Source organism: Algibacillus agarilyticus (assembly GCF_003286125.1).
GTDB lineage: Bacteria > Pseudomonadota > Gammaproteobacteria > Enterobacterales > Alteromonadaceae > Algibacillus > Algibacillus agarilyticus.
Map to the genome: position 1 here is coordinate 17085 of NZ_QMED01000010.1, position 18154 is coordinate 35238.

Sequence of the window (18154 nt, forward strand, 5' to 3'; positions counted from 1 at the left end):
GCCCGTTTTCAACGTTAGTTTTTTAATTATTGCCATGGTTTTAAAGTTGAGCAATGCGTGATTTATACAAACGCCAATCAAAAGCAACACCCGGATCGGTTTTTCGCCCTGGCGCGATATCACAATGCCCAACAATACGATCGAGTGAAATAGCCGGATACGCGCGCATAATCGCTAGAGTCGCAACCACTAACGCATCGTATTGTGCTGCGGTATAAGCAATTGAATCAGTTCCTTCAAGCTCGATCCCAATTGAGAAATCATTACAATTATTTTTATCGCCAAAAACCGAAACACCCGCATGCCAAGCACGTTTATTAAACGGCACATATTGGGTTATTTGACCATCACGCTGAATAAACAAATGACTTGAAACTTCAACACCTTGTAAATCACAAAAGCTAGGATGAGCCGTGCAATCTAAACTCCCCATAAATAAATCATTAACGTAAGGCAAACCAAATTGCCCAGCCGGTAATGAAATATTGTGGATCACCAATAAGCTGATATCGGTTTCTACCGGACGCTCATTGAAAAAGGACGACGCTTCAACTCTGGCGCTACTCAGTATATGATGTTGCTTATCAATTTTAGTTAACATGAGATCCTCAATAATGGAAGAACAATCACCTCAGCCTAAAGACAAAACCAAGGCGATGGGTCAATGGATGCATTATGCCGCGTGGATCGCCGGTTTACTATTATTAACCTTATTTTTTGATGACACGATCGAGCAAAAACATAACCCGAATCGCGCACCGCAAAGTAATAAAGATGCCTACGGCAATATTGAAGTTGTATTGCAGCGTAATCGGCAAGGCCATTACATAATGAATGGTTATATAAATGACACACTGGTTACATTTTTGCTTGATACGGGCGCAACCAATGTATCGATACCTGAGCACGTTGCACAAAAAATTGGCTTAGAATATGGTCGAGAGCGCCGAGTAAACACGGCTAACGGTAGCGTTACGGTATACCAAACTAACCTAAACACATTGCAACTAGGTGATATTGTTTTACACAATGTACGAGGCAATATAAACCCACACATGGACAACGATGCCATTTTATTAGGCATGAGCGCATTAAAACATCTTGAATTTACCCAACGGGGCGACACGTTAACCCTAAAATATTATTAGCTAATGCTTGGGCGCACCGCGCCCATGATTTACAATAACCGCATATAGCATCAAATAAACCAGTCAAAATGAATTTACAACAAACCAGAATTACGCAAGTTACCACCGCATTACAAGAAGACTTAAATGGCCTTGATGCACAATTAGATATTACAGCACAACTCATACCCGCCAACCACCAAGCAACCGCAAATTTAATCACCCGAGAAGCCTGTATTGTTTGTGGTACTGAATGGGTAGATGAAACCTTTAAGCAATTAAACAGCAAAACAGAAAATAAAGTGAGCATTGAATGGTTTGTCAAAGATGGCGATAGAGTTACCGCAGACACCTTGTTATGTAAATTAACCGGTTCTGCTCAAGTTATTTTAACCGGTGAACGCACCGCGATGAACTTTTTACAAACGCTATCGGGCACTGCAACGGCAACAGCAACTTATACCGACTTAATAGCGCATACCCAAACAAAATTACTTGATACCCGTAAAACAATCCCCGGCCTGCGCCTGGCGCAAAAATATGCGGTTAAATGTGCTGGCGGCGAAAACCACCGCATTGGTTTATATGACGCCTTTTTAATAAAAGAAAATCACATTGCCGCCGCCGGCTCAATTAGTAACGCGGTTAAACAAGCGCATATTATTGCGCCTAATAAACCCGTTGAAGTCGAAGTCGAAAATAATAATGAATTACAACAAGCAATCGATGCGGGTGCCGATATTGTTATGCTCGACAACTACAGCCCTAAAGATATAGCAGAAGCCGTTAATATCGCCAACAAGCAAATAAAAATAGAAGTCTCGGGTGACATCGATTTAAATACTATTGTTAGTTACGCCCAAACCGGCGTAGATTATATCTCGTGCGGCGCTTTAACTAAACATGTTAAAGCAGTGGATTTGAGTTTGAGGTTGGTTTAGTTACACTCAATATAAAGTTTCTGGGTATATTTTTAAATAGGAAATAAACATCATTGTTTATTTCCTATTTATTAAAACGGGATGACTACGCTATATTTACTTCGTCTCAGCTTCCAAGATCAATTTTTCCTCTCTCTCTGCAATTTTGTCTAAAGCTAACGTCTTATACTCACTCCAGTCATCTTTGTAGTAATAGGCTTGTGCTTTATCAATATTTTTAAGCGCATCGTCATATAATTCTAAATCAAGCTGAAAACGGATCGTCATTTCAAGCTCATTACGCCAAGGATACAATGAAAGAAATGCTTCACTATTAGCTACAAATTCCTTTTTTTGTTCAATATCTTGGCCAAGCCCACCTTCGAGAGAGCGGATATATTGTCGATAATAGGCTATATTTCGACTAAAAGGTGCTTCAAACCAAATATTATCCAACCATTGCGCTTCTAACTTACCCGTCGTTTTAAATGTATAAACATAACTAAAGCCCTGCCAAACAATAAACATAAAACAAACAGAGAGTAATGCCAAAGGTTTAAATATATGATTTACAGCTGATGGCATATTAATATATGACTTACTTGATGCACCATAAGCACTGGCTAACGCTAAAAATATAATAAAAAAAACATAATGCAACGCCGAAATATACATAGGAAACTCCACTAAGCTGTGGAACAAAACCGGAAAAAATAAACCTATAAATAGAAGTTGCTTAGAACGATTAACATCAAAAATCGTTTTTACTAAAAAAGCAAAGACCAGCAACAAACCAATTACACCTAAAACGCCAGTTTCAACCCACCTAAATAATACTTCATTATGTGGATGTGACATCATTTGATGATCCTGATAATACCAACGATCAGCTTTTTCCTCTTCTGTAATATTATACATAACATCAAGCATTGCTTTTCGGGTGGATCCAACACCATAACCCAAAATAGGAGCTGCTTTAATTATTTCGATGGAATCACTATAAGTTTGGAGACGTGTATTGGCACTTGTTAATTTATCTGCATGCTCAGTACCATAGTTACTTTTAATAAGAATAGCACCAACAACCCCCAATAGAATAAACAGCACATAAGTATTTTTTAATTTGATCTTCCTAGTGTTTATATAGCCTAACAGACAAACAACAATAAAAGTTATATACCCGGTTAATGATTCAGCAAAAACCAATACAAATGCTGTTAAAGTAAAACAAAGACAACTATAAACATTAAAAAGATTCCAGCCAGATTGTCCCATTAAACTGCGAAATCGTGCAGCTAAAAACCATATACAAGCAGCTTGTGTCGCTAAAAAAGATGATAAGACATTACGTTGACCAAAAGCACCAACAGGCACATGTACACCCATTCTAACCCAGCCGCTTTCATTATTAAGCTGTAGTTTAATTTGTAACAAACTGATCCCAACTTCAATAACACCGCCTAACAACAAAATACACAAAATAAAAAACAAGATATAATGTTTATGAGGCGTAGCAAATTGCCTAAATAAATAAAAGATAAAAAAACCAGCTAATATACCCAACAACAGTAAAGCGTGTTCATTCAGAACCGTTACATTAATTAAAGTAGCAACACAAAGAAGCCCGACACCTATTAATAAAAAAGAGTCTTGCTTATAAAGTATTCTTCCGGCAATGACTTGATGAATAAAGACTAAAATAAAAAAGCACAATGCGACACCAGACCAGGTAATAATGTTAACAAATATATTTAGGGCTGAACCGGAGAAGTTAGCTAAAGGAAAATGAGATAAAAGCCCTAAAGATATAATTAGTGGCAACAGTATAAGTTTTACTTTTTGAATTTGCTTCAACAAGTTGTTCCCTTAATAAAAAATAGCAACCCTTGTTTCATTAAAACAAAGTACATAGGGTCAATTATATTTCTTGTAGTTATTTTCGTTATAGACTAATCTTAAAATTAACGTCTGTCTAACTCAAACTCAAATAGTTGAACGGAAACAGGCGGAGTGTAAGAAAACATTCATCTTACACATGTAGTATCGCCCTAAATATTATTATTGGAGTATTATATAATGCAAAAATCACTAAACAAAGGTTTTACCCTAATTGAATTAATGATCGTTGTAGCGATCATTGGTATTCTAGCTGCTGTAGCAGTACCTGCTTATAATGATTATTTTGATTCAGCTCGTTCAACCGAAGCAAAACAACAAGCTGAAGCGTTAAAAAAATCAACATCTGCTTGTTTAGTAAAGCAACAAGCAATGGGTGTAGCTAATGCTAACGCTTGTGATTCAGGGGCTCAAGGTATCCCTTCTGCGGTTTCAACTGCTCTAGCGGGTTCTACAATTAGATGTGCTGCCGTTAATAACGGTGTTATTACAGTTTCATCTGAACGTGGGGCAGCAGCAACAGGTGCAGGCACTGCTGATTACACTATCACTTTAACACCAATTGTAAGTGCAGGTCAGATTACTTGGGCTAAATCTGAAATTGCAAGTAACATGACAGTTGAAAGTGATTCAGGCGCTGTAGCTGCAACTATCGCTAATACTTGTGCTCTTACAAAAACCGTTACTTTATAATTTTCTATAATTTAGTTGTTGAAGCGACTCCGGTCGCTTTTTTTGTATCTTTAACTAACTCGGTGTACATTATACAAAAGGAATAAACGGCTTATTTATAACAATGCAAAAAAACCTCATACATTCATTAACCAGTAGTGGTCAACTCAACGCTGTGTTGGCAGATAAAATCAGCCAAATGGAAGACGTTAAAACCGGTATCGACTTCATTCAAGCTTTATGCCGCTTAAATGACCATACAAATGAGCAGCAAATAGCCGAAAGCTTAAGTCGTTTACACCAAGTGCCTTATTGCGATATCAGCCAAATTGACCTTTCACAAATTAATAAAGAAAAGCTCAACGAAAAATTAATCCATAAACATCAATGTTTACCGTTATTTACTCGCGGTCGTATTCAATTTTTAGCCACCGTTAATCCGCAAAATTATGCCGCATTAGAAGACTTTCAATTTAGCACCGGCTTTTCTGCCGATTTTATCTGCGTGGAAGCCTCGCAACTGCATAAAGCGATCGACAGTATATTTGATCATGATGATGGCTTAGGGCTCTCTGATTTTGATGAAGAAGAACTTATTGGGGTAGAAGTTACCGAAGAGAAATCCCAAGACGAAAAAGACGCAGAAGATAAAGATGATGCGCCTATTGTTGTTTACATTAATAAGATTTTATTAGATGCCATAAAAAAAGGCGCATCCGATTTACATTTTGAACCTTACGAATATAAATACCGCATTCGTTTTCGCATTGATGGCGTATTACAAGAAGTCGCAAGCCCGCCGGTTAATTTATCATCACGTTTAGCGGCGCGCTTAAAAGTCATGTCGCGTTTAGATATTGCTGAAAAACGTAAACCACAAGATGGTCGTATTAAATTAAAAATATCTAAGAAAAAATCCATCGATTTTCGTGTTTCATCGTTACCTACCATGTGGGGCGAAAAAATTGTAATGCGTATCTTAGATTCATCCAGTGCCATGTTAGGTATCGATGTTTTGGGTTACGAAGAAGAGCAAAAGCAACATTATTTAAGCGCCTTAGAACAACCGCAAGGCATGATACTCGTAACAGGACCTACCGGTTCCGGTAAAACGGTATCTCTATATACCGGGTTAAACATTTTAAATACTGAAGAGCGTAATATCTCGACAGCAGAAGATCCGGTTGAAATAAATCTAGAAGGCATTAATCAAGTTCAAATAAATGTAAGAGCTGATTTAACCTTCGCCAATGCATTGCGTTCATTCTTACGGCAAGATCCAGATATTGTCATGGTCGGTGAAATTCGAGATTTAGAAACCGCCGAAATTGCGATTAAAGCAGCGCAAACAGGTCACTTAGTTATGTCGACCTTACATACCAACTCGGCCGCTGAAACCTTAACACGTTTGATCAATATGGGCGTACCTGCCTTTAATATCGCCAGTTCAGTATCGCTTATCATCGCTCAACGTCTTGCTCGTCGTTTATGTAAACACTGCAAAGTACCTGAAGATATTGTTCCGCCACAACAAGAATTAATAGATTTTGGTTTCAAACCCGAACAGTTGCAAGGATTAACCTTATATAAACCCGTAGGCTGTGATCTCTGTTCAATGGGTTACAAGGGTCGAGTGGGTATTTACGAAGTTATGCCTATTACCCCGGCTATTGGTAAAATGATCATGGAACACGGCAATTCAATTCAAATAGCAGAAAAAGCCACTGAAGAAGGCGTGGACAATTTAAGAATGTCAGGTATTCGAAAAGTTGTGCAAGGCATGACCAGTTTAGCTGAAGTTGCTCGAGTGACAAACCACTAAACGTAGTGCAGTAGTTCATATCACTAAACGCATAATATAAGCCGTTTAGAAAAAGAAACTGAAAACTAACAGTTCTATTAAATTACATTTGCTAATTCAAGCGTTTGGCTTTAGGGTTAGCGTTATAAAATATTCATATAATAGTGTTCATATATGGCGGCCAATAGAAAAAAGAAAAAGCCAAGTAATCAGCAAGATACCTATGTCTGGAAAGGCGTTAATCGCCGTGGAGATAAAGTTTCAGGCGACATGCTGTCTGATACAGCAGCATCTGCTCGTGCTCAATTACGCGCACAAGGTATTTTACCTTCTTTAGTTAAGAAAAAACCCAAATCTTTTTCATTAGGGTCAGATAAAGTCACTAGTGCTGACATCTGCGTTATAAGCCGCCAACTCGCTACCATGCTCAGTGCGGGCGTACCTTTAGTTCAAGCCGTAGAGCTAATTTCTAAAGGTCATGAAAACACCGCAGTAAGAAAGCTACTGAGTGATGTTATTACCGATATTGCAGCCGGTACACCTTTAAATGAAGCCTTGCGCCGACATCCATTACATTTTGATGATTTATATTGTGATTTAGTGATGGCGGGTGAGCAATCCGGTGCTTTAGAAGGTATATACGATCGGATCGCAACTTATAAAGAAAAAAGTGAAGCCTTAAAATCCAAAATTAAAAAAGCCATGACCTACCCTGTTGCTGTTTTGAGCATTGCGGGTATTGTTACGGTCGTTTTACTTGTTTTTGTTGTACCACAATTTAAAACGATTTTCTCTAGTTTTGGTGCTGAATTACCGGCCTTTACCCTTGTTGTTATCGGTATGTCTGAAGCATTACAAGCGCATGGCCCCAAGATATTGGTTGCCCTCGGGATCGGGATTTATTTCTTTTTACGCACATACAAACGCTCACGTAAATTACGTGATAGTTTGGATGGCTTGCTACTTAAACTGCCCATCGTGGGTATGATTTTAAATAAAGCGGCCTTAGCTCGTTTTGCAAGAACATTGGCAACCACTTTTGCGGCCGGTGTACCACTAATTGAAGCCTTAGATTCAGCCGCGGGCGCATCGGGTAACGCGGTATATCGTAAAGCCATTTTGAGTATTAAAAGTGAGATATCTGCCGGTATGCAAATGAATTTAGCCATGCGAAATACCAATTTGTTCCCGCCCATGGTTGTACAAATGGTGCAAATAGGTGAAGAATCTGGCGCAATAGACGACATGCTCAATAAAGTCGCCAATATATATGAAGCCGAAGTTGATGATGCGGTAGATGGATTATCTGCACTTATAGAACCCATACTAATGGCCGTTTTAGGTGTCATAATTGGTGGTTTGATTGTCGCGATGTACTTGCCAATATTCCAAATGGGTAAAATTGTTAGCTAATGATACTTGATAATATAAACTTAATGTTTGAGCAACACCCTACTAGTTGGGTTGTTACACTGGCTGTGATTAGCTTGATGATGGGCAGCTTTTTAAATGTGGTTATCCATCGTTTACCTAAAATGCTAGAGAAAAGCTGGTATTGTGATTGTCGTGAATTATTAGCCGATGAGTTATCGACTGATAAAGAAAGCAAAAACGCTAAATCAACTAGTAGTAAACCACGCCCGTATACCGCAACAGAAACGTACAACCTGGTTGTGCCCAACTCGACATGCCCAAAGTGCCAACAAGCGATTAAACCGTGGCAAAACATTCCAATTGTGAGTTGGTTATTTTTACGTGGCAAATGTGCTAGCTGCGCTAACCCCATTAGCATGCGCTACCCAGTTGTTGAATTAATTACCGGTTTAATGGGTGGCTTTGCAGCTTGGCATTTTGGCTATTCGTTTGCAGCCGTGGCGGCGTTAGTATTCACTTTTTGCTTGATTGCTATGACCTTTATCGATTTTGATACCATGTTATTGCCAGACCAACTTACCTTGCCCTTATTGTGGCTAGGGCTCTTGGTTAATACTCAAGCAACCTTTGTTAATTTAAACGATGCCGTGATTGGTGCGGTTATCGGTTATTTGTCGTTGTGGTCAATATTTTGGTTATTCAAATTATTAACCGGCAAAGAAGGCATGGGTTACGGTGACTTTAAGTTACTCGCGGCCTTAGGTGCTTGGATGGGGTATCAAGCGTTATTACCTATCATATTAATTTCATCTTTTGTTGGCGCTATTTTAGGTATTATTATTCTTAAAACCCAATCAGCAAATAAAGCAGAAGAAAATGAAAATGGCGCAACAGCTATACCCTTTGGCCCTTATTTGGCCATTGCCGGCTGGATTGCTTTTTACTGGCGTGATGATTTAATTCAATATTACGTTACTCACTTTTTATAAGCACAGAGAGCAATGTCGGCATTACGGATCGGTTTAACAGGCGGCATTGGCTCTGGTAAAACAGCTGCAACTCAAATATTTGCCGATAACAAGATATCAATAGTTGACGCCGATATGGTGGCACGTGACGTGGTTGATATCGGCACCCCAAGTTTAGATAAAATAGCTCAACGTTGGGGGCAAAAAATTCTTAATGCTGACGGCACACTCAACCGAGCAGAGTTACGTCATATCATTTTTAACTCCCCCACAGACAAACAATGGCTTAATGCCCTACTCCATCCCATTATCAATCAAACGATGCAGCAGCAAATAGCCAAAGCGAACTCTGCTTATGTAATTGTTGCAGTGCCTTTATTAATTGAAAATAAATCATTTAATTTGTGCGATAGAGTTCTAGTTATCGATTGTCCTGAATCACTGCAAATAGAACGTGCAATGCAACGCGACGGTAATACACAAAAACTCATTGAAAGTATAATAAAGTCACAAGCGAGTAGAACAGAAAGACAGGCTTTAGCCGATGATATTATCGAGAATGACACGTCATTAGCGCTACTTAAACAAAAGATCAATAAATTACATGAATTTTATTTATCAATGATCTAAACTCGGACTGTTCAAACAAGAGATCAGACAAGAAAATTAATGCGAAATAGGTTAATATTCACTCAGAGCCGCTAACACTAAATCAATAATAAGAATAAAGATCATCATGGTATTCACTAAATACGAATTTCCGTTAAACGAGAAAATCCGCACCTACCTTCGCATCGAACATTTAATGTTACGCATGCATGTGAATGCTCAAAATCTAAATGAAAAATCACTGATTAATTTTTTTGAAGCGTATTTCGCTATTTCAGAAGTGATAGAACGCGGAGACCTCCGTACTGACTTACTTAAAGATTTAGAAAAACATGAAAAAAACTTAGTCGCTTGGGCTCAACACCCAGATATTGATGATTCAGCCATAAGTGATTTATTACAACAAGTCATTGTCGCTACCGATGCTTTATCTAAATCGGGTCGTTTAGGCGCAGAAATCAAAGACGACAAATTTTTAAGTTCAATTCGTCAACGCTTTAATATACCAGGTGGCACTTGTTGCTTTGATTTACCGCACTTACATCATTGGTTAAATCTTGATGATGACAGTAAACAAGCAGACCTTGATAAGTGGTTAAAATATTTAGCCATTCTTGATCAAGTTGTTGGGCTTGAATTAAAATTTGTGCGTGAAGGCGGCAAAAAACGCCAAGAAGTAGCCGTTAATGGTAGCTTTCAAGACGCCACAGAAAATAACGAACTGATTCAAATTGAAATAGAATCAACAATGCAAACCTACCCAACAGTGAGTGGTAACAAGCACCGATATTCTATTCGATTTATGGAAATTTGTACCGAACAAGGCAAATCAGCTATAGATGACGATATCCCTTTTACGCTAACCTGTTGTTAAAAATACTAAATAAATCATGTTGAAAATAAACTGTCCAACCTGCCAAACTAAATTCACACTAGATTCAAAATCAACCTTTAAACCTTTCTGTTCAGAACGCTGTAAGTTAACGGATTTAGGTGAATGGGCTTCTGAAACGCGAGTTATTAAAGGTCAAACACAAAAACAAGCGATAATGGGTCAAGTTGACGAGTTTGATATTGAAGAAGAGCTACAACGTTTATCTAAAAACGGCGATGGCTTTTTTATTGATTAAACTCAGCCGAGTAAAAGCAGCCTAAGTTAAATAAACCTAAGTTAAAACACACTAACGTTAGCACTTTTTAACTTAGAGTGGATATCTTAAAGTGGTGTGTAATTAACGCTTGCGCTATCATAGGCCGCTTAATTTACCAATGGCAGTCAAACATGAACGCAACGGGCACCTTATATGTGATTTCAGCACCAAGTGGAGCTGGAAAATCGAGCTTAATTAAAGCCTATTTAACACAAGAACCAGATTCTGAAATAAGTAATATAACGAATGTTTCTGTGTCGCACACCACCCGAAAACCAAGACCCGGTGAAGAAAACGGCCAGCATTATCACTTTGTCGAACAAGCTGAATTTAAACGCTTGATCGCTGAAGATGCTTTTTTTGAATGGGCAGAAGTCTTTGGTCATTTCTATGGCACGTCAAAAAATGCAATTGAAGAACAGCTTGCTCAGGGCATCGATGTATTTCTGGATATCGATTGGCAGGGCGCGCGTCAAGTCAAAAAAATGATGCCAACGGCAAAAACTATTTTCATTTTACCGCCTTCAAGCGCCGAATTAGAGCAACGCTTAAATCAGCGAGGTCAAGACAGCGCTGAGATAATTGCACAACGCATGTCTCAAGCTAAAAGTGAAATGTCACATTATGATGAGTTTGATTATTTAATAATAAACGACGACTTTAAACAGGCTTTAGTTGATTTAAGTGCTATTTTGCGAGCTGAACGAACAAAACAAGCGAAACAAGCTAAAAAACATGCAAACTTATTAGCAGACCTATTGGCGTAATCGATTAGTTCAGCTAAACTAGCCAGTCTTATTTTAGACTTAATTTATGTAGCGGAGAATTCCATGGCTCGCGTAACCGTTGAAGACGCAGTAGAACAAGCAGGAAATCGCTTTGATTTAATTTTGACCGCAGCACGTCGTGCTCGTCAGATTGCTTCTGAAGGCAGAGAACCTTTAGTAGAAGCAGGTAATGACAAACCAACGGTTGTGGCATTACGAGAAATCGAAGCAGGTGTAATCAGCAACGAAATTATGGATGGTCATGATCGCGCTGAAACAGCACGTCAAGAAGCTGATGAATTAGCAGCGGTTGCAGCGATTGCTGGCAACAACTAATTTTATCCGTTATGAAAAAAACCGAGTGTTACACTCGGTTTTTTTATGCCTTGTAAAAATATACACGCCCGAGATTAAAAAGAAGCAATCGCAACTTTATCTCGTTTAACATCGGCTATATACTCAAATGTATGTGCGTATTGATAATCAATATTCAATACTAAAAGTGATTAAAAAACACCTCGGTTTTACCTAGATTATATTACGTTACTGCCTAACAGGCATAACCAATTTATAACGATAATATCGATACTGCGGAGCCCTAGTGCATTTATTTGAAGATTTACATGCGCAAGTTACTAGTTACCTTGCACCTGAACTCGTTAACCAGATCAAACAAGCTTATATTGTGGCGCGCGATGCACACACAGGACAAGAGCGAAGCAGCGGTGAGCCTTACATTACTCATCCAGTTGCCGTTACTCGTATTTTGGCCAATATGCACCTTGATCATGAAACGCTATCAGCCGCTTTGCTTCATGATGTTATAGAAGATACACATGTCACCAAAGATGACCTTGCCGAGCAATTTGGGCAAACGGTTGCTGATTTAGTTGAAGGTGTTAGTAAACTCGACAAAATTCATTTTAGGAATAAACAAGAAGCTCAAGCTGAAAACTTCCGTAAAATGATGATGGCAATGGTACAAGATATTCGAGTTATCTTAATTAAACTGGCTGATCGCACACACAATATGCGCACATTAGGCGCATTACGTCCTGACAAACGCCGCCGCATTGCTCTCGAAACACTTGAAATTTACGCCCCAATTGCGCACCGCTTAGGTATTCACGATATTAAAAATGAGCTTGAAAATTTAGGTTTTCAAGCAATGCACCCTATGCGTTATCGAGCATTAAACAGCGCGGTAAAAAAAGCACGGGGTAATCGCAAAGAAATAATTGAAAAAATTCGCTCTGAAATCAGTGAGCGTATTAAAGAATCAAACATAAAATGCCAAATTAAAGGTAGAGAAAAACACCTCTATAGCTTATATAAAAAAATGAAAAACAAAGAGCTACAGTTTGGTGAAATAATGGATATTTATGCTTTTAGAGTTATAGTTGAAAATATCGATACCTGTTATCGCACTTTGGGTGTTGTGCATAATCTATACAAACCGGTAGATATGCGTTTTAAAGATTACATCGCCATTCCTCGAATTAATGGCTACCAATCATTGCATACCAGTTTAATTGGCCCGCACGGTATTCCACTCGAAATCCAAATTCGCACCCAAGATATGGAAACCATCGCCGATATGGGGGTTGCGGCTCATTGGTTATACAAACAAGAATGCGATACCTCAGACACAACAGCACAAATAAGAGCCCGCCGCTGGGTGCAAAGTTTGGTTGAATTACAGCAAAATGCGAGTAGCTCATTCGAATTCATTGATACGGTTAAATCCGATTTATTCCCCGATGAAATATACGTATTCACGCCAGATGGTCGCATAATTGAATTACCTAAAGGTGCTACGCCGGTTGACTTTGCTTTTGCAGTGCATACAGATGTTGGCCACACCTGTATTGGTGCTCGAGTCGATCGTAAACCACACCCATTAAACTTAAGTTTACGCACCGGCCAAACCGTTGAAATAAAAACAGCCCCTGGTGCAAGGCCTAATGCCAACTGGCTTAACTTTGTTATTACCGCTAAAGCCCGATTAAGTATCCGAAACTACCTTAAAAACTTAAAAGGCGAAGAGGCCGTAGAACTGGGTAAGCGTTTATTAAAAGTAGCACTCGGTGATATGGAATTAAACAAAATTCCTGAAGCTCGTTTAGAGACTGTATTAGAAGAAGCCAAACTCAATACATTCCATCAATTATTAGCCGAAATCGGCTTAGGTAACTTAATGGCCGTGGTGATTGCCCAAAAGCTATTAGGTACATCGCGAGATGAAAATGATCCCACTAAACATAAAGTCACAATACGTGGTTCTAACGGTTTACTGGTTAGCTTTGGAAAATGCTGTCGACCTATTCCTGGTGATCAAATCATCGCTCACGTCAGTCCAGGTAAAGGCTTAGTTGTACACTTAGAAAACTGCCACAACGTTAAAGATCACGATGAATCGCCTTCTAAATACACTCAAGTTAGCTGGGACAATACATCAGAAGATGAATTCCCTGTTTACCTGCGTATTGAAATGCTCAATGTTCAAGGGGCATTGGCCAAAATAACGGCCGCAATAGCCCGTTTAGGCTCTAATATCATTAGTATGCATTCGGAAGAAAAAGATAGTTACTTGTATAATGTCGACCTCGTTACCACGGTAACGGATCGTGTACATTTAGCTCAAATACTTAAAAAAGTACGTCACATAGAAGAAGTTAGACGTATTTCACGCCATAAAAAATAATAGAGGTTTACATGTCTAAGCAAATTATATCAACCGATCGTGCACCAGCGGCTATAGGCACTTACAGCCAAGCAGTAAAAATTGGCACAACCGTTTATTTATCAGGTCAAATACCTTTAGAGCCAGAAACCATGGAATTAAACAGTGAAGACTTTGCAGAGCAAGCTGAGCAAGTTTTTAAAAACCTCGCAGCCGTTTGTGAAGCCGCAGGTGGAGAACTCAATAACATGGTTAAAGTTAATATATTCTTGCTTGATCTTGCTAACTTCGCCACCGTCAATGAAATCATGTCCAAACACTTTAAACAACCTTATCCAGCTCGTGCAGCGATTGGTATTAGCCAATTACCTCGCGGTGCAAAAATCGAAATTGATGGTATTTTAGAGCTACCTAGCACAAACTAAAATCAGGGTTCAATAAAAACGCAGAAAACCGCTTAAGGCGGTTTTTTTATATTCAGCCTAAATATTTATTTCTAAGTAACTCAGGTATAATTCTCACCAAGGTTAATGCGCTGATAACGTATTACAAACGACAATTATTTAAATAAACAAGATTTTGGTTAAACGTATTTATGACATCTCCACGTATTCAACGCATCAATCAGTTACTCGATAAACGTCAACCTGACCTGACCGTTTGTATGGAACGAGTGCATAAAGCTCATAATTTATCGGCCGTTGTTAGAACCGCCGATGCCGTTGGTGTTCACAGAATGCATGCCATATGGGCAAATGAAGATTCTCGTCTAGGTAATGCGACGGCAAGCGGTAGTCAAAACTGGGTTGATGTGGTTTCACATTACGATGTTGATAGTGCAATAAAAACCCTAAAAGCTGAAAACATGCAAATTTTAGCCACGCATTTATCTGATGACTCAGTCGATTATCGCGACGTTGATTACACCAAACCAACCGCAATCATGCTAGGTACTGAAAAATTTGGTATCTCAGAAAATGCGATCGCTCAAGCTGATCATTGCATCGTCATTCCTATGGTCGGTATGGTGCAATCACTTAATGTATCGGTTGCAAATGCACTTGTTTTATATGAAGCACAACGTCAACGCCAAGCGGCAGGCATGTACGACACTCCCAAACTGGCTAAAAGCGAACGAGATCGTGTCATGTTTGAAGGTGCTCATCCTATATTTGCCAATGCTTGTCACCGTAAAGGTTTACCTTACCCTGACATTAATGAATTAGGCGAAATAATAGCCAGTGATGAATGGTGGCAAAAAATGCAAATGGATAAATCGGCTTGGTAACCACTCAACCTTCAACAGGTTGCCTTACCTAAGAGGTACTCCCGCATCAGCAGATGTATAAAATGCATCCATCCGGTGCTCTAAAAGATGACCAGTCATCATGGTAGATAACATACCAATTTTTGGTTAATCAACAAATCCATGCTAACCTATAAAAAAGCATGGATAAATAAACAGTCTTATTATGAGTATAAGCAGCTTAGCTAACATTCCCGTGACCAACCTTTCTGGTGTTGGCCCTAAACTAGCCGAAAAATTAGCTAACCTGCATCTACATTCTATTGAAGATGTACTCTTTCATCTGCCTTATCGTTATCAAGACCGTACGCGCATTTACCCAATATGCGAGCTTATACCCGAAATATTCGCCACCGTTGAAGGTACAGTAGAAAAAACAGATATTGTTTTTGGTAAACGGCGCATGCTCACTTGCCGAATAAGCGATGGAACAGGCTCAATCACTCTGCGTTTTTTTAATTTTAATGCAGGTCAAAAAAATCAAATGCAGATAGGTAAGGTAATCAAAGCATTTGGTGAGGTAAAACGAGGTCATCATGGTTGGGAAATTATTCACCCTGAATACCGTTTGACGGAAGTTGAAAGCGGCACCGTAGAAGAACACATGACGCCGGTATATCATGCGACCGATGGTGTTAAACAAAACGTGTTACGTAAACTCACCGATGCGGCGCTCAAACACTTAAACACACAGACCGTTGAAGAGTTGATACCGAATAGCTTGTTACCTCAACAAATAACGCTCGTTGAAGCGATTAAACTTTTACATCGCCCACCCGCAAGCGTGTCTCTAGAAGAGTTAGAATCTGGCGAACATCCAGCGCAACAACGTTTAGCGATGGAAGAATTACTTGCCCATAACTTAAGCATGCTCAAGCTACGGCAACACAGTCAAAACCAACCGAGCTTAGCGATATCACTTAATGAGCCGCTAATAGATCAATTTTTGGCTGCATTACCTTTTAAACCCACACAAGCACAGCAGCGTGTCACCAACGAAATACAACAAGATATGCAAAACGCCTACCCCATGATGCGCTTAGTACAAGGGGATGTCGGATCTGGCAAAACATTAGTCGCATTATTAGCGAGCTTATCTGCATTAGCTCAAGGTAAACAAGTCGCTTTAATGGCACCGACAGAGATTTTAGCCGAGCAACACGTAATAACGTTTACCCAATGGTTAAAACCACTTGGCATTCAAGTCGATTGGTTAGCCGGTAAATTAACCGCAAAACAAAAACGCGAAGCACTTGCGCGAATTGCGAGCGGCGAAAGCAAAATGATAGTGGGGACTCATGCGCTTTTTCAAGCTAACGTCGAATTTGCCGATCTTGTTTTTATTATTGTCGATGAGCAACACAGATTCGGCGTGCATCAACGTTTGAGTTTACGTGAGAAAGGCACTCAGAATGGTTTAGTGCCGCATCAACTCATTATGACTGCAACCCCGATCCCACGAACCTTAGCAATGACCGCTTACGCCGATTTAACAACATCAATTATTGACGAATTACCGCCAGGTCGTACCCCCGTTAAAACGGTTGTTTTACCTAACACACGGCGAGCTGAAGTCATCGAAAGAGTGCATCAGGCTTGTTTAAACGAAAACCGTCAAGCATATTGGGTTTGCACGTTAATTGAAGAGTCTGAAACGTTGCAATGTCAGGCGGCTGAAGATACCGCTGAACAACTAAAAGAACAATTACCTCAGCTTTCTATTGGTTTAATACACGGTAGAATGAAAGCAGGTGAAAAGCAGCAAGTCATGCAGGAGTTCAAGCAAGGTAAAATGCATTTGCTTGTCGCGACAACGGTGATTGAAGTGGGCGTAGATGTACCCAATTCTAGCTTAATGATTATTGAAAATCCTGAGCGCTTAGGGCTAGCCCAGTTACATCAACTAAGAGGTCGAGTTGGACGTGGGGCAACCGCTAGCCATTGTGTACTAATGTATAACCCCCCTATTTCAAAAATTGCCCAACAACGCTTAGCGGTTATGCGTGAAAGCAACGACGGGTTTTATATTGCTGAAAAAGACCTAGAAATACGAGGACCAGGTGAACTACTAGGGACACGTCAAACGGGGGATATGCAATTTAAAATCGCCGATTTAGTTCGCGATAGCCAGCTTATTCAACCCGCCAGAAAACTGGCTTTATTGCTTATTCAACAATATCCAGATGCCGTCCCTCTCTTGATTTCTCGCTGGATAGGCGATCGCGCTATCTATTCTAACGCTTAATTTATAAAAATGAGCTCTCTACCCAAGTCACTGCAACATGCTAGTTCAGAGCACTTAAATCTAAATGATAATTATTTTCAATAAAACTTGATTTTATAATTGAGAGCCGCTAACCTAAACGCAATTGAGAATTAATATCAACAATAGAAAACTAAAAAGCGAAAGGATTTCGCGTGCTATTTACATAGATAAATGTGGTGAGTGCAGGTTCTCACTTTGGTTTACACAGGCTTTATGAGGCGTCTACTCATTAACGCCATAGCCATTTGAAAGTAAATAAAATAGGTTGTGTTATGTATGTAAATAGCAAGGAAAAGGAAACACACTTGAAATGATTCTTAAACCATCTCCGTGGCAAGCGACGCGTCTGAATGGCTCCAGGCGTCGGCGCTTTTTATTCAAGCAGCAGTAAACATTAACACTGCTGCTTTGCTTTATCGTTAAGTCATTAAACATAAAGCAAAACAGTCTCAACTGAGCTGCTAAGGACGGCGGCTATCTTCAAGTAACGCCAGTTAGGCTTGTACACCTAGCTGGCATGCTTTATCTCGCAATATTAACAGACTTCCTCCGTCAGAGGCTTTGCAACCACTAGCTTGTCAGTTAAACTTCACACCCGTTACTTAATCACTGTG

At 39.5% G+C, this 18154-nt stretch carries 17 protein-coding genes; 15 read left to right on the plus strand and 2 right to left on the minus strand.

Annotated features, from left to right (window positions below; translation table 11 throughout):
• Window positions 1–40: 40 nt before the first annotated feature.
• Window positions 41–601, minus strand: coding sequence for a 1,6-anhydro-N-acetylmuramyl-L-alanine amidase AmpD (gene ampD / locus DPX34_RS09630; RefSeq protein WP_111978215.1), 561 nt, complete (start codon window positions 599–601; stop codon window positions 41–43).
• Between the two features lie 13 nt (window positions 602–614).
• On the opposite strand from ampD, the gene DPX34_RS09635 reads away from it, so the two are divergent.
• Window positions 615–1148, plus strand: a complete 534-nt coding sequence (locus tag DPX34_RS09635) for a retropepsin-like aspartic protease family protein (RefSeq protein ID WP_111978216.1) — start codon at window positions 615–617, stop codon at window positions 1146–1148.
• Between the two features lie 68 nt (window positions 1149–1216).
• Window positions 1217–2068, plus strand: a complete 852-nt coding sequence (gene nadC / locus DPX34_RS09640) for a carboxylating nicotinate-nucleotide diphosphorylase (protein ID WP_111978217.1) — start codon at window positions 1217–1219, stop codon at window positions 2066–2068.
• Between the two features lie 96 nt (window positions 2069–2164).
• On the opposite strand, the gene DPX34_RS09645 is transcribed toward nadC, so the two are convergent.
• A complete protein-coding gene (locus tag DPX34_RS09645; protein ID WP_111978218.1) occupies window positions 2165–3901 on the minus strand; it encodes a PglL family O-oligosaccharyltransferase in 1737 nt (578 codons plus the stop codon).
• A gap of 222 nt (window positions 3902–4123) precedes the next feature.
• On the opposite strand from DPX34_RS09645, the gene DPX34_RS09650 reads away from it, so the two are divergent.
• From DPX34_RS09650 to recG, 13 genes are all read left to right on the plus strand, one after another.
• Window positions 4124–4636, plus strand: coding sequence for a pilin (locus DPX34_RS09650; RefSeq protein WP_111978219.1), 513 nt, complete (start codon window positions 4124–4126; stop codon window positions 4634–4636).
• Window positions 4637–4739: 103 nt separating this feature from the next.
• A complete protein-coding gene (gene pilB, locus DPX34_RS09655) occupies window positions 4740–6437 on the plus strand; it encodes a type IV-A pilus assembly ATPase PilB (protein WP_111978220.1) in 1698 nt (565 codons plus the stop codon).
• A 153-nt stretch (window positions 6438–6590) separates the two neighbouring features.
• The gene (locus DPX34_RS09660) at window positions 6591–7829 is read left to right on the plus strand and encodes a type II secretion system F family protein (protein ID WP_111978221.1); all 1239 of its coding nucleotides are present in this window, start codon (window positions 6591–6593) and stop codon (window positions 7827–7829) included.
• Window positions 7829–8779 (plus strand): prepilin peptidase, encoded by a 951-nt coding sequence (locus DPX34_RS09665; protein WP_269815519.1) that lies wholly within the window; start codon window positions 7829–7831, stop codon window positions 8777–8779. Before DPX34_RS09660 ends, DPX34_RS09665 begins: the two co-directional genes overlap by 1 nt.
• A gap of 12 nt (window positions 8780–8791) precedes the next feature.
• Complete coding sequence (coaE, locus tag DPX34_RS09670) at window positions 8792–9388, plus strand: dephospho-CoA kinase (RefSeq protein WP_111978222.1); 597 nt, start codon at window positions 8792–8794, stop codon at window positions 9386–9388.
• 106 nt (window positions 9389–9494) lie between these two features.
• Window positions 9495–10241 carry a cell division protein ZapD gene (zapD, locus tag DPX34_RS09675; protein WP_111978223.1) on the plus strand — a complete coding sequence of 249 codons (747 nt, stop codon included), beginning with the start codon at window positions 9495–9497 and terminating at the stop codon, window positions 10239–10241.
• Between the two features lie 13 nt (window positions 10242–10254).
• A complete protein-coding gene (locus DPX34_RS09680) occupies window positions 10255–10497 on the plus strand; it encodes a DNA gyrase inhibitor YacG (protein WP_111978224.1) in 243 nt (80 codons plus the stop codon).
• 152 nt (window positions 10498–10649) lie between these two features.
• Window positions 10650–11285 (plus strand): guanylate kinase, encoded by a 636-nt coding sequence (gmk, locus tag DPX34_RS09685; protein WP_111978225.1) that lies wholly within the window; start codon window positions 10650–10652, stop codon window positions 11283–11285.
• A 63-nt stretch (window positions 11286–11348) separates the two neighbouring features.
• The gene (gene rpoZ, locus DPX34_RS09690; RefSeq protein WP_111978226.1) at window positions 11349–11621 is read left to right on the plus strand and encodes a DNA-directed RNA polymerase subunit omega; all 273 of its coding nucleotides are present in this window, start codon (window positions 11349–11351) and stop codon (window positions 11619–11621) included.
• Window positions 11622–11886: 265 nt separating this feature from the next.
• The gene (spoT, locus tag DPX34_RS09695; RefSeq protein ID WP_111978227.1) at window positions 11887–13989 is read left to right on the plus strand and encodes a bifunctional GTP diphosphokinase/guanosine-3',5'-bis pyrophosphate 3'-pyrophosphohydrolase; all 2103 of its coding nucleotides are present in this window, start codon (window positions 11887–11889) and stop codon (window positions 13987–13989) included.
• 11 nt (window positions 13990–14000) lie between these two features.
• Window positions 14001–14393 (plus strand): RidA family protein, encoded by a 393-nt coding sequence (locus tag DPX34_RS09700; protein ID WP_111978228.1) that lies wholly within the window; start codon window positions 14001–14003, stop codon window positions 14391–14393.
• Window positions 14394–14563: 170 nt separating this feature from the next.
• On the plus strand, window positions 14564–15256 hold the full coding sequence (trmH, locus tag DPX34_RS09705; RefSeq protein WP_111978229.1) for a tRNA (guanosine(18)-2'-O)-methyltransferase TrmH: 693 nt from the start codon (window positions 14564–14566) through the stop codon (window positions 15254–15256).
• Between the two features lie 184 nt (window positions 15257–15440).
• Window positions 15441–17519, plus strand: coding sequence for an ATP-dependent DNA helicase RecG (recG, locus tag DPX34_RS09710; RefSeq protein ID WP_111978230.1), 2079 nt, complete (start codon window positions 15441–15443; stop codon window positions 17517–17519).
• Window positions 17520–18154: the final 635 nt, after the last annotated feature.

Bases quoted from the DNA above. Each gene is read 5' to 3' on its own strand.
- ampD (WP_111978215.1), bottom strand. From the start codon at position 601: ATGTTAACTAAAATTGATAAGCAACATCATATACTGAGTAGCGCCAGA.
- DPX34_RS09635 (WP_111978216.1), top strand. From the start codon at position 615: ATGGAAGAACAATCACCTCAGCCTAAAGACAAAACCAAGGCGATGGGT.
- nadC (WP_111978217.1), top strand. From the start codon at position 1,217: ATGAATTTACAACAAACCAGAATTACGCAAGTTACCACCGCATTACAA.
- DPX34_RS09650 (WP_111978219.1), top strand. From the start codon at position 4,124: ATGCAAAAATCACTAAACAAAGGTTTTACCCTAATTGAATTAATGATC.
- pilB (WP_111978220.1), top strand. From the start codon at position 4,740: ATGCAAAAAAACCTCATACATTCATTAACCAGTAGTGGTCAACTCAAC.
- DPX34_RS09660 (WP_111978221.1), top strand. From the start codon at position 6,591: ATGGCGGCCAATAGAAAAAAGAAAAAGCCAAGTAATCAGCAAGATACC.
- DPX34_RS09665 (WP_269815519.1), top strand. From the start codon at position 7,829: ATGATACTTGATAATATAAACTTAATGTTTGAGCAACACCCTACTAGT.
- coaE (WP_111978222.1), top strand. From the start codon at position 8,792: ATGTCGGCATTACGGATCGGTTTAACAGGCGGCATTGGCTCTGGTAAA.
- zapD (WP_111978223.1), top strand. From the start codon at position 9,495: ATGGTATTCACTAAATACGAATTTCCGTTAAACGAGAAAATCCGCACC.
- gmk (WP_111978225.1), top strand. From the start codon at position 10,650: ATGAACGCAACGGGCACCTTATATGTGATTTCAGCACCAAGTGGAGCT.
- rpoZ (WP_111978226.1), top strand. From the start codon at position 11,349: ATGGCTCGCGTAACCGTTGAAGACGCAGTAGAACAAGCAGGAAATCGC.
- DPX34_RS09700 (WP_111978228.1), top strand. From the start codon at position 14,001: ATGTCTAAGCAAATTATATCAACCGATCGTGCACCAGCGGCTATAGGC.
- trmH (WP_111978229.1), top strand. From the start codon at position 14,564: ATGACATCTCCACGTATTCAACGCATCAATCAGTTACTCGATAAACGT.
- recG (WP_111978230.1), top strand. From the start codon at position 15,441: ATGAGTATAAGCAGCTTAGCTAACATTCCCGTGACCAACCTTTCTGGT.